Raw genomic sequence first — 11,880 nt, forward strand, 5'->3', positions numbered from 1 at the left:
CAGGAATCATAATGGCGCGTAAAAGAACATCTATTCCATCCACTGATATTCCGTTGACCGACAGCAACAAGGTTGACAGAAATACCGAACGCCATTTTGTGACAGCTCTCGGGCGCGGGCTGAAAGTGCTTGCCTGTTTCCGCCATGGAGACATTCTGCTTTCTAACAATGAAATCTCCGAACGCTGTAATCTGCCGCGTTCCACCGTTTCAAGACTAACCTACACACTGATGCGCTTGGGCTATCTCTATTATGTTGAAAGTAAAGGGAAATACCGGTTGGGAGCGGCTGTGATCACGCTTGGTACGACAATGCTTTCAAGCCTTACTATAAGGTCTATTGCCAAACCTTACATGCAGGAATTGTCGGATATGAGCGGGGCATCGGTCGGGCTTGGCATTGCCGACCACCGAAGCGCACTTTACCTCGAATATTGTACACCGGCCAAAGGTTCTGTTTTGCCGACCGAGTTGGGAACGCGTATTTCTATTATCAACAGTGCAATGGGACGTGCATTGCTCGCTGCCAGCACAGAACGTGATCGCGAAGCAATTTTTTATGATATTCGCCGACGCGATGAAATTGAATGGCCGCAGATATATGACGAAATTAAAAAAGCAATCCATGAACATGAAATGACGGGGTGTTGCACCTCTTTTCAGGATTGGCAACAGGATATCAATGCGATAGCTGCCGGCTTCAATCCGGGGGAGGGGCTACCTGTTATGTCGATTAATGTGGCAGGACCCGCTGGAATGATTGGGAGAGACTTACTGCTTGGAGAGGTGAGGGAGAAATTATTGGGAATCGTTCAGCTGTTGAAAAATAGCCAGACGATAGAAGGAGGAGATCATGAAAGGAAATATAAGCACTAGGAAAAAGGCCAAGGGCGATGGAGGTAGAACGCCGGCAAACAGGAAAGCAATACCTGGTGAACCATTGGCAGGTTTGAAAGTGATTGATGCTTCAAGAGTTCTTGCCGGGCCGTTGTCTGCGCAATGTCTGGGAGATATGGGAGCGGACGTTATCAAGATAGAACATCCCGAACGTGGCGATGATACACGTGATTGGGGGGTGCGTATCGGCGAGCGCGATACAACCTATTTTTATTCTATGAACCGCAATAAGCGATCTATAAGTCTGGATTACACCAATCGGAAAGATCTTGATGTTGTATTGAAACTTGTCAAAGATGCCGATGTATTTATTCAAAATTTCAAATATGGCGGAGCGGAAAAACTCGGTATCGGTTATGAACAATTGTCCAAAATAAACCCGAGGCTTATTTATTGTTCGATTTCCGGCTATGACCGCCATAGTTCGGAAAAAGACCGTCTGGGTTATGATATCGTTTTACAAGGTGAAACGGGGCTCATGGGAATGAATGGCGATCTCGGCCAATCACCATTGAAATTCGGTGTCGCGGTAGTGGATTTGTTTGCCGGACTATACAGTGCGCAGGCTATCCTTGCCGCGCTTTATGAGCGGGATCGAACAGGGCTTGGCAGCCATGTTGAAATATCACTTTACAATACAGCTGTTCAGCTTACGGCTTATTACGGTCTGGAAGCGTTAGCAATTGGAAAAGATCCTCAAAAATGGGGTAACAATCACCCTGCTATTGTGCCTTATGGCGTTTATGAAGCTGCAGATGGTCCGGTTGTTATAGCTGTCGGTAATTTCAGGCAGTTTACTGCTTTTTGCACCAAAGTCATTGACCGACCGGATATTATGGAAGACCCGCGTTTCAAGACCAATCTGGACAGAATAAAAAACAGGGATATTATTGGCCCCATTTTCAAGGAGGAAGTAAAAAAATTTCCGCGCGCCGAGTTGATCCGTCGTATGAACGAGGTCGATATTCCCTGTGGCGAAGTGGACGGGCTTTATGCGGCGATGACTTCAAAACGCGCACAAGAAAATCAAATGGTGTGCGAGGTTGACCACCCGATTGCAGGAAAGGCTAAAGTCCTTAACCCGCCTTACCGTTTTCATGGTGAGCGTTCGCCGTTGCAACGTCGCCCGCCAATGCTTGGCGAACACAATATCGAGATATTAACAGATGTGCTCGGTCTAGGCGATGAAGAAGTAGATGATTTCATGCGCCGCCATCATCCGGATTGAAATTACGAAATTCAAACGTGTTTCGGCAATAAAAGCACAGCATCCGATATGCGGTACTGTGCTTTTTTATGACTGTTCATATGAAAATCATAAAATAGGCGATAACGGGCAGAAAACCATAAATATTAATCAACGAGTGACCAGATGCTTTATCGGATTTGAAAAGTGTTCCTTCCGTTATCGACGAAGAACGCCTCTTGCTAACGAAAAAGTGTGACTCCTGCAGTTTATGGGGATTATTAACGAAATTCGCCTTTAAAAACCGGAGATTGTTGATTATCGTGAATGGCCGGTTAACATCCCGAAAACCGGACTTGTTCGGTTAATTCTATGATTTTGAATGTTCATTCAATTTTTGTCGCTTTACCATGCATAAGCTTCGGGCGCTTCGCCTTTCGGGCCTGGCCAAATTCTGTCGAGCCTATCCAAGGTTTCTTTTGACAAAGAAATATCAACAGCTTTCAAATTTGCTTCCAATTGGGCTTTTGTTCTGGGGCCGATAATCGGAGCGCTAACAACCGGATTATGAAGACACCAGGCAAGCGCAACATCTGCCGGTTTCTCATTCAATTCTTTGCATAAAGCTTCATAGGCAACGAGCTGATCGTGGTGTTCAGCAACAACATTTTCAAGATCGGCGCGACGGCCACTCTCGAATTTGTCGAGTGCTCCTGCAAGTAATCCGCCGTCAAGCGGACTCCACAAAATCAATCCCAGACCATGATAGCGGCAGGCGGGAATGACTTCGGTTTCGATGGCGCGATTTCTCAGATTATAGATGTCCTGTTCACTGACAAGGCCGAGCATATGCCGTTCAACGGCTTTGCCTTGCGCTGTTGCAATGTGCCAGCCCGCAAAATTCGACGAACCGACATAGGAAATCTTTCCTTGCGTGATGAGAACCTCCATTGCTTCCCAAATTTCATCCCACGGAGTTCCGCGGTCGATATGGTGCATTTGATAAAGGTCGATATGATCGGTTTCAAGGCGTTTGAGACTGGCTTCACAAGCACGACGTATATGGTAGGCGGAAAGGTGCCTGTCATTTACACCATAATCCATCGGTTGATAAAGCTTGGTGGCAAGAACAATCCGGTCACGTTTGCCGCTATTTTTGATCCAGTTGCCGATAAATTCTTCTGAAATTCCGCTTCCTTTCGGAATTTCGGGATATTGGCGCGTTCCATAAATATCGGCCGTGTCAAACAGATTAATTCCATTATCAACGGCTGCATCCATAATATTGAATGCTTCTTTTTCGTCCGTTAGATAGCCAAAATTCATAGCCCCCAATGCCAAACGGCTGATTTTAAGACCGGTGCGACCAAGATGGGTATATTTCATTTTATTCTTCTTTAAGAATAGATTGCGCGAAAATTGAGCGTGATTGATTGGATGGGCTAACTTCCGGAAAGTTCCAGATGAATCCGGTCCTCACACTTTCACGTGGTTTTCCGCACGCTTGTTCTTGCTTCTTTTAACTTCATGGAAAAATCGATTGGCAAAGCGGCTTTGTCATTTGACAAAATTTGCCTATCTAATCGGGTGCTCGAATGAGTTTTTGAACCGAAACGAGCTAGATGACATTCAAGCCTCGCCAATGAAATTCCATAGGCTGTTCTTAAAGAACTTAACATAATTGATTGCGCTGTTTAGACAGGAAAAGCCGCATGTTATTATGAATATAATTCATGTATTCAATAATAAGTCGGTAACCCAAGACCATGCGGAAAGCCGGTAATTTAGAGATGACAAATCCAAAATCGCTTTCTAGCAATAGATAAGAAAGCAAAGAAAATTGTAAGATCTGATCATCAAACTAATCTTGGTCATCACCACAAAATAGGTATGGAGTTAAAAAATAGCCTTTAAGAGGCCGGACAATTAGTAATTTTCAGAGAACCGATCTCTTGAAAGGCGTTATTTTGGAGAAGAATTTTAGTGATCAAGCGTGAATTCGACGCTGCTTGATTGTGCAATGCCGTTTCTATTCCCCACCCAAAGTTCGGCTTTGCCAGAGCTTGTTTTTTGACCGGCCGTTATAAATTTATCAGGACAAAAAATCGGTCTTTGGCTGCGGAAGGAAAAGCTTGATAATCTTGTATCCGGATTGGCATTTTTGAATGCCTGAAGCGCTAAAGTTGCGAGTAATTGGCCTTGTACCAGCAAAGCAGGATAGCCTTCTTTATTGGTGACATAGGGATAATCATAATGGATGCGGTGTGCATTGAAAGTCACTGCCGAATAACGGAATAAAGTGACACTATTGGCCTCATGTGTTTCTGACCATTGGCCGTGAGGACAAGGTGTTGATTTTGTATTCACAAATTTTGTCGGTTCGCGATAAACGATATCCTGCTCTTCAAGAAGCGCGGTTTCACCGTTTTGAATATGGTTATGTTCGACAGTCACAAAGAGAAGTTTTCCGCTTCTGCCTTGCTTTTCGGTAATCTCACGGATAGTCGATATACGTTTCGCTGGCTCTCCGATAATCAGAGGATGAAAAAATTTCAGCCTTCCGCCCGCCCACATTCGATTGAGGTTTTCTGCCGGAGGCAGAAATTCTCCCCGTGAGGGGTGCCCGTCTTCTCCTAATGAATGAAAGGAAAGCGTTGGTTGAAAATACATCCAATGCCACAAATGTGGTAAAGGTCCTGTTCTTTCCGGCAGCTTCGTTCCCAGTGTAGCGGCCATGCGGGCGACCAGTACATAATCGATCACATCCTCTATAGTTTCTGTCTTTCCTACCCAATCGGTAAAATTTGCCAATTTATCTCCTCCGCCTGTTTCCCGATATTTCCAATTAAAAATGAAATTAACAGCAAGCCGGATAATAAGTTATATCCGGCTTTGAAATATTAATGGTTTTCGAGTGCTTTTTTGACAAAACGATCATCGAACGTTTGCGACAAATCGATTTTATTTCCGTCAATTGTTTTGTCATAGGAAAGAAGTTTCAAAGTTGCTTCCTGACTTCCTCTGGAAATCATGCCATCATGCGAATAGGAAGGAAGCGAATTTTTGACGGCTTCAAGATAAACTTCGCGATTGTTACCGATATATTCTGGTGGAACGGCATTGGCGACATCATCCGGTGTTGCTGTTTGCAACCATTTCAAGGCTTTTACGAAAGCGTTGGTGATATGTTGGACAGTGTTCGGATAGTTGTCGATAAATTCCTTTTTGGTATAAAGGACGCCGGACGACATTGTGCGTGTTCCAAATATCTTTTCCATATCCGCTTCGGTTCTTGTGTCGACAAGAATGAAAACCGAATTGTCGTGCATCAAGGTCGAGATCACAGGGTCAAGATTGACAATTGCGTCGATTTCGCCGCGTTTCATTGCTGCTATCGCTGTTGCACCGGCTCCGGTGCCAATTACTGAAACTTCGTCCGGTTTGACGCCATCTTTATCGAGCAAATAATTGAGAAAATTGTTTGTTGAAGAGCCGGGTGCCGTAACGCCGATCTTCATTCCTTTAAGATCGCCGACCTTTTTGACCTTATCTTTCAGATCGGCGCGGACGGCAAGCACAATTGCCGGATAACGGTCAAGCTCCAGCACGGCACGAACATCCTGACCTTTGGAATGCATACGAATGACCTGATCGTAAGCGCCAGTCGTCACGTCCGTCGACCCTCCCAGAAGTGCCTGAAGCGATTGTGAACCGCCTTTCAAATCGACAACTTTGACGTCCAGTCCTTCCTCTTTGAAAAAGCCTTTTTGCGAGGCGATAGCCAAGGGCAAATAATAGAAAAGCGGTGCACCGCCCACGCTCAAAGTGATGTCTTTCTTTTCCGGTTCGTCATTGGCAAAAGCGTTTCCCGTGAGCGTGACGGACAAAACGGCGAGCATTAGACCCAATCGAAAGATGAATTTTCTGAAATGGGAACGGAATTTCATAAGCTTTCTCCTCAAGATTGCTTTCTCCTCAAGATTGTTTACCACGCGGGTCTGCCCGCCAGATCAGAAGCCGTTTCTCGATCATACTGACGAGAATATCAATCAGAATAACAAAAATGGTGAGAATTAACATACCGGAAAAAACGCCGGTGACATCAAAAACACCTTCTGCTTGCGAAATGAGATAGCCAAGGCCGGCAGATGCGCCGAGATATTCGCCGACAACAGCACCCACCATAGCAAATCCGACAGATGTATGAAGCGAAGAGAACACCCATGTCATGGCAGAGGGGAGATAAACGTGGCGCAATAATTGCCGCTCGTTCATGCCGATCATGCGGGCATTTGCGAGAATGGTCGGATTGACTTCTCTGACCCCTTGGTAAACGTTGAAAAACACAACGAAAAACACAAGTGTGAAGCCGAGTGCAACCTTGGACCATATGCCAAGCCCGAACCAGAGTGCGAAAATCGGAGCAAGAACGACACGTGGCAAAGCATTTGCGGCTTTGATATAGGGGTCGAAAACCGCAGCCAACATTTTCTTTTGCGCAAACCAGAAGCCCAATAAAATCCCGCCGCCGGCGCCGATCGCGAAAGCGAGAATTGTTTCAAGCAACGTAATCCATAAATGGTACCAGACTTTACCGCTCTGGAAATCAAGACCAATGCGTTTAAAAATATCAATCGGTGTTGAAAAGAAGAACGGCGGCAGAATCGGTTTTTCGTTAAAAAGCGGGACAGTCGTTCCTATTTCCCACAGAAAGAAGAAGATAATAGCAACTGAAAGCTGTAACAGAAAAATCTTCAGGCGCTTCATGATTTATCTCCTTGTTCATAGGCTTTGAGCACCTCTTCTTTAAGATCGTTCCATAATGTCCGGTGGATCTCGGCAAATTCGGTTGTGAGCCGGATTTCCTGTAAATTGCGGGGGCGCGGTAAATTGATGAGATAATCACCTTTGACATGTGAGGCAGGTCCCGCCGAAATAATAATAACGCGATCGGCAAGGGTAATTGCTTCTTCCAGATCATGTGTGACAAACATTACGGCCTTGCGGTCTTTCGACCATAATTTCAAGAGAAGATCGCCCATCAGAACCCGTGTTTGTGCGTCAAGTGGTCCGAACGGCTCATCCATTAGAATAAGCTTGGGATTAAGGATTAAAACCTGTGCAAGCCCGATACGCTTTCTTTGGCCGCCCGATAATTGGTGCGGATAGCGATTGCCAAATGATTGAAGGCCGACACGGGCAAGCCATTCCCGCGACTGGTTTAATGCATCCTGTCTTTTGACACCACGGATTTCCAAACCGATTGCAATATTGTCTACGGCTGTTTTCCAGGGCATTAATGAATCAGACTGGAAAAGGTAACCGGCTTCGTGATTGATGCCTGAAAGAGGATGACCGAATATCTCGCATGTGCCACTGGCAGGCGGCAAGAGACCTGCTGCCACATTGAGCAAAGTCGATTTTCCGCAACCTGTCGGACCGACAATTGCTAGAAATTGTCCTGCCGGTACTTCAAGATCAGCTTTTTTTACAGCTGTAAAATTGTTAAAAACCACGCTTACATTATCGAGTTTGACCGCTGGCGGCAGAGCTCCATCGCCGGATCTATCTTGTTTTATTGCTTCAGGCATTCTTATATTCCATAATTTCATTGTGATGCGGCAGATTGCATTTCAATCGATTTTTCGTTTGCCACATCGTCTATCAGGATAAAAGAAAAATTACAAAAAACATATCTTTTTAGTATTAAATAACGATTGTTTTATCATAATTTGAAATAATATTGCGGAAAATTTCCAAAGCAATCAAAGCCGTTAGAAATTTTTGCGATGGAAGAGCGAAGGTTTTGATCGGGTATTGCGATTGTTTTTATAGTTAAGGCTAAATTTACCAAACTTGGGCTATGACTAACAAGGGCTTGACGACTATTAGCGCTCTCAAGCCTGTAATGCTCCCGTTTATCGAGTTTTGAATAAAAGGCCGTGCAATGAATATGAACCGTTTATCGCTTATTCCGAATGAAGCGGATGACAAGAATTTTGCGCGATTTCAGCCACAAAAAAATGAGCAGCAACAACTGACTCTGTCGGATATTGCCGCACGGTTGCGGTCGGTTCATGAACAAATGAAAACAAAAGCACCGACAAGAGAAACAGAAAATGTTATGCTTTTCCCGCAAAACAAAGATGACGGTGTAAAAGCTTATCTTGACGATATAGCACGCGCTTTGCTTAAAGAGTATGAGGCAAGAAAGACTGCACAGAACGAACTAGTTCATCATTTCCAGCGGCTTGAGCAACTTCTCGTCGAAAATGGACAGGGAATGAAAACAACAGCGGCTAGCGATAGGCAAATATTGATGAAAGAGGTTGCCGATGAAGTGCAATCGCGGTTGAAGCAGGAACTTTCCGAGCAGACAAAAAGTTTAGCGGCTGAAAGCCAGAAAGCTAATCAGGAAATCTCGCGCCAATTGCGCGAAGCAGTAGCAGCCTCACGGTTTTCCGTGCAACTTGTTTCCCTCCAGCGGCAAATTACAAATCTTCAGGCAACTCTTGATGCCCATGATAAATCTCCTACGAAAGGTTCATCCGAAGACAGCGTAAAAGTTGAAAAAGAAAATTTTGCCTCCCTCTTGAACTCGACGCAAATCCGCACGCCGACGAGTGGACAAAATCATAAAGATGCGCAAAAAGTTTTCGACAAGTCTGTTATTCGCATATTGGCTGAAAAAAAAACGCCGGAGTTGACCGGCGAAATAAATAACGCGCCGACAGACACTGATAAAACCGGACTTGAAAATAAAGTACAAATTCAAATGCCGGAAACGGGTAACACCAAGTCAAAAAGTTGCATGCAAAAATTTGACGCTGAAACGAGTGGGCGCCTGATTTGTTGTGCACGTGCGGTCAACAAAGGAATTAAAACAAACTTATTCGGAAAGCTGCAAAATAGGGATAAAGCCGGAAGAACTTTGACACGGGTGAGTGCACTTTTTTTGATGGCTGTTTTGGCCTACGGTTTAAGCGGTCATTTTAATATATCAGACCATGCGTCCGTCTTCTCTTTCCTTCGTTGAGTGGGTTCATGACAGCTTTCCGGCGTGAATTGTCAGGTATTTCATGTATTTATTTCGCTTGTAAGGATAGCAATCCGTGTTTGACTTATGTGATATAGTTCTTGCGAGCCTGTTGCCACCTTGCCGGTAGACTGTGCGAAAGATAAAAATTGATAACAGTACCGGTAAGAAACAATCGATGCAGTTTCCTTTAGGTGAGAGATGTGAGTATTTATTTACCGATAGCAGAAATGTCGCTCAATATGCTGATCCTTATCGGCATGGGTGGGGTTGTCGGTTTTCTTTCCGGAATGTTTGGCGTCGGCGGCGGGTTTTTGATTACGCCGCTTCTGATTTTTTATAACGTACCACCTGCTATTGCCGTCGGTACAGGCGCAAATCAGGTTATTGCATCATCTGTCACCGGCGCGCTTACGCATTTCAAACGCGGAACACTCGATATCAAGCTTGGCATTCTTCTTGTCATCGGCGGTATATTGGGGTCTTGCCTTGGTGTCGGGCTATTCAGTTATTTACGTAAGCTTGGTCAGCTCGATCTCATCATTTCTTTACTTTACGTTATCCTTCTAGGCGGTGTTGGAAGCCTTATGGCCATTGAAAGCTGGCGGGCTATTGTCAATGCGAGACAGGGCAAAGCTGTTGTTATCCGTCGCCCGGGACACCACAGTCTGGCACAACGCTTACCATTGAAAATGCGGTTTCGTGCGTCAAAAATCTATGTAAGCATTATTCCGGTTCTTGGAATCGGACTTGTTATCGGTTTGCTTTCTTCTGTTATGGGGGTAGGCGGCGGTTTTATTATGGTTCCCGCACTCATTTACATGTTACGCGTACCTACCAATGTTGTTGTCGGTACATCGCTTTTCCAGATTACTTTTGTTACCGCCTTCACAACTGTTCTACAGAGTATAACAAACCAGTCGGTTGATATTGTGCTTGCTTTTTTGCTGATGGTTGGCGGCGTTATTGGCGCAACCTATGGAACGCGGATAGGCCGTAAGCTCAAAGCCGAACAATTGCGCATGTTGCTTGCCATTCTGGTTTTACTGGTTTGTGCCCGTCTTGCTTTTGAACTTTTTGTTCGTCCTGACGATCTGTTTTCTCTCACCTTCATTGGCGGTTGAAATGAAAACAGTTTACGGCGCACTTCTGTTTTATCTTACACTTTTTCTGGCACCCGGCCTTGCCAAGGCCGACGCGCCCGTTGAAAATGCGGGACCTAAAGAAAATATCCAGATCATCGTGACGACCAATGCCATTACACTTGATACCAATTTTGCCGGTCGTAACGTCTATATTGCCGGTGTCCTCGAAAATGCCGATCCTCAACTAAGACGCCAAGGGCGCTATGACATTATTGTGGTCATGGAAGGACCTGTAAGACCAATGATAATGCGCGAGAAAAAGCGCAAGCTCGGCGTATGGGTAAACGCGGATGCATTGGCATTCACTGCGGTTCCACAATCCTATGCAATGGCAACCACCCGCGAAATCAGGGATATAACCAGCCCGATCAATTATAAAAGATTGGGGTTGGGGCTTGAATATTTGCCACTTCGTGCAGAGTCGGACGATGAAGAAAAAGCAAAGCTATTTCGTCAGGAGCTTATCAAGCTCAAGCTTCATCAACATCTTTATAGCGAGAATATCGGCGCAGTCACGTTCGGCTCGGCTTCGCTTTTTTCAGCGAATTTCAAATTGCCTGCCAATATCCCTGTCGGTCATCATACAATTCATGCTTATCTTTTTCGCGATGGCGAGTTTGTCGAGACAGTCACCACAGAGCTCGAGATTGTGAAAGCACACACCGCTTATGCAATCTACCGTTTTGCGCAGGATAACCCCGTTTATTATGGCTTCGTCGCGGTCTTTGTAGCAATTTTCACCGGCATTCTCGGGCGGCTGATTTTCCGTAAAGATTGATTGTTCAATCAAGATGGTGTCGCTATTTTTTTGACTGAGGCAGTGTGACACTGACACTCTATTTAAGACCGGATTTAACGACTATTTCACAACGGGAAAAGTGATAGTTTCAGGGCTAGCAATCGTAATACATAGGAAGAAATTACTGCGAAAAGAAAGATTGTTTTTGAATAGGGTAAATAGTGTCCTTGCCTAAGAGACAAGCAATCAACGCCGTTTTATCAAAAATGTCGCGAAAAGCCTTGTTTGTCAAATCCAAACCACCGGCATAGGCGCCGAATGCCGGCAAAATCATCCTCCTTCCGTCGCTTGCAAAACAAAATCGTCTAACCGACATGCCCCGGCGGGAAATGCGAAGAGCGGGATGAAGGTGACCGGCAATTTCCCCTGTTTGTGTTCCGGCAAGTGGTTCGTGACGGAATAACAACGAGCCTATCCGGATTTCATGTGTCCATTGACCGGCAAATTCTGTTTTTTCATCATCGTGATTTCCGGCAATCCAGATCATCTCGCGATGAGTAATGATGTCTTCAAGCAAATGCCGGTTTTTTTCAGAAAGTTGTGTGGATGCCTGATTGTCATGGAAGCTGTCGCCCAAGGCGATAATTGTTTGTGGTTGGTATTTTTCGACCACATTTTTCAAACGCTTAAGCGTGCGTTCACTGTCATAGGGAGGCAATAATTGGCCGTGGCGGGCAAAACATGATGATTTTTCAAGGTGAAGATCGGCAACAATCAGCAGTTTTTCGGCGTGCCAGTAGGCTGCGCCACTACAATCACAAGTCATGCGTGCGCCATTGACCTTAACTGTAAAACGATCAAGTCCGATTGTCATATCC

The 11,880-nt window shown here is 45.1% G+C and carries 11 protein-coding genes; 5 read left to right on the forward strand and 6 right to left on the reverse strand.

What is annotated here, in order from left to right; translation table 11 throughout:
- Nucleotides 1–11 precede the first annotated feature (11 nt).
- Both H3V14_RS05630 and H3V14_RS05635 read left to right on the forward strand, forming a co-directional pair.
- Complete coding sequence (locus H3V14_RS05630; RefSeq protein ID WP_198227249.1) at nucleotides 12–875, forward strand: IclR family transcriptional regulator; 864 nt, start codon at nucleotides 12–14, stop codon at nucleotides 873–875.
- The gene (locus H3V14_RS05635; protein WP_198227251.1) at nucleotides 853–2,124 is read left to right on the forward strand and encodes a CaiB/BaiF CoA-transferase family protein; all 1,272 of its coding nucleotides are present in this window, start codon (nucleotides 853–855) and stop codon (nucleotides 2,122–2,124) included. Before H3V14_RS05630 ends, H3V14_RS05635 begins: the two co-directional genes overlap by 23 nt.
- A 363-nt stretch (nucleotides 2,125–2,487) precedes the next feature.
- Here the strand turns inward: H3V14_RS05635 and H3V14_RS05640 are convergent, their stop codons facing one another.
- The 5 genes from H3V14_RS05640 to H3V14_RS05660 form a co-directional block, all read right to left on the reverse strand.
- A complete protein-coding gene (locus H3V14_RS05640; protein ID WP_198227253.1) occupies nucleotides 2,488–3,468 on the reverse strand; it encodes an aldo/keto reductase in 981 nt (326 codons plus the stop codon).
- Between the two features lie 594 nt (nucleotides 3,469–4,062).
- Entirely contained in the window at nucleotides 4,063–4,893 is an 831-nt protein-coding gene (locus tag H3V14_RS05645) for a MaoC family dehydratase N-terminal domain-containing protein (RefSeq protein ID WP_198227255.1), read from the reverse strand.
- Nucleotides 4,894–4,982: 89 nt separating this feature from the next.
- The gene (locus tag H3V14_RS05650; RefSeq protein ID WP_198227257.1) at nucleotides 4,983–6,029 is read right to left on the reverse strand and encodes an ABC transporter substrate-binding protein; all 1,047 of its coding nucleotides are present in this window, start codon (nucleotides 6,027–6,029) and stop codon (nucleotides 4,983–4,985) included.
- Nucleotides 6,030–6,057: 28 nt separating this feature from the next.
- Nucleotides 6,058–6,849 carry an ABC transporter permease gene (locus H3V14_RS05655; protein WP_198227259.1) on the reverse strand — a complete coding sequence of 264 codons (792 nt, stop codon included), beginning with the start codon at nucleotides 6,847–6,849 and terminating at the stop codon, nucleotides 6,058–6,060.
- Nucleotides 6,846–7,673 (reverse strand): ABC transporter ATP-binding protein, encoded by an 828-nt coding sequence (locus tag H3V14_RS05660; protein ID WP_198227261.1) that lies wholly within the window; start codon nucleotides 7,671–7,673, stop codon nucleotides 6,846–6,848. The genes H3V14_RS05655 and H3V14_RS05660 overlap by 4 nt, the downstream gene beginning before the upstream one ends.
- Before the next feature lie 356 nt (nucleotides 7,674–8,029).
- On the opposite strand from H3V14_RS05660, the gene H3V14_RS05665 reads away from it, so the two are divergent.
- From H3V14_RS05665 to H3V14_RS05675, 3 genes are all read left to right on the forward strand, one after another.
- The gene (locus H3V14_RS05665) at nucleotides 8,030–9,118 is read left to right on the forward strand and encodes a hypothetical protein (protein WP_198227263.1); all 1,089 of its coding nucleotides are present in this window, start codon (nucleotides 8,030–8,032) and stop codon (nucleotides 9,116–9,118) included.
- Nucleotides 9,119–9,321: 203 nt separating this feature from the next.
- Nucleotides 9,322–10,242, forward strand: coding sequence for a sulfite exporter TauE/SafE family protein (locus H3V14_RS05670; RefSeq protein ID WP_198227265.1), 921 nt, complete (start codon nucleotides 9,322–9,324; stop codon nucleotides 10,240–10,242).
- A gap of 1 nt (nucleotide 10,243) precedes the next feature.
- Complete coding sequence (locus H3V14_RS05675; protein ID WP_198227267.1) at nucleotides 10,244–11,041, forward strand: TIGR02186 family protein; 798 nt, start codon at nucleotides 10,244–10,246, stop codon at nucleotides 11,039–11,041.
- Between the two features lie 142 nt (nucleotides 11,042–11,183).
- Here the strand turns inward: H3V14_RS05675 and pdeM are convergent, their stop codons facing one another.
- Nucleotides 11,184–11,876, reverse strand: coding sequence for a ligase-associated DNA damage response endonuclease PdeM (gene pdeM / locus H3V14_RS05680; protein ID WP_198227809.1), 693 nt, complete (start codon nucleotides 11,874–11,876; stop codon nucleotides 11,184–11,186).
- Nucleotides 11,877–11,880 lie beyond the last annotated feature (4 nt).

Origin of the sequence: Bartonella sp. W8151 (assembly GCF_016100385.1) — a bacterium.
Classification (GTDB): domain Bacteria; phylum Pseudomonadota; class Alphaproteobacteria; order Rhizobiales; family Rhizobiaceae; genus Bartonella; species Bartonella apis.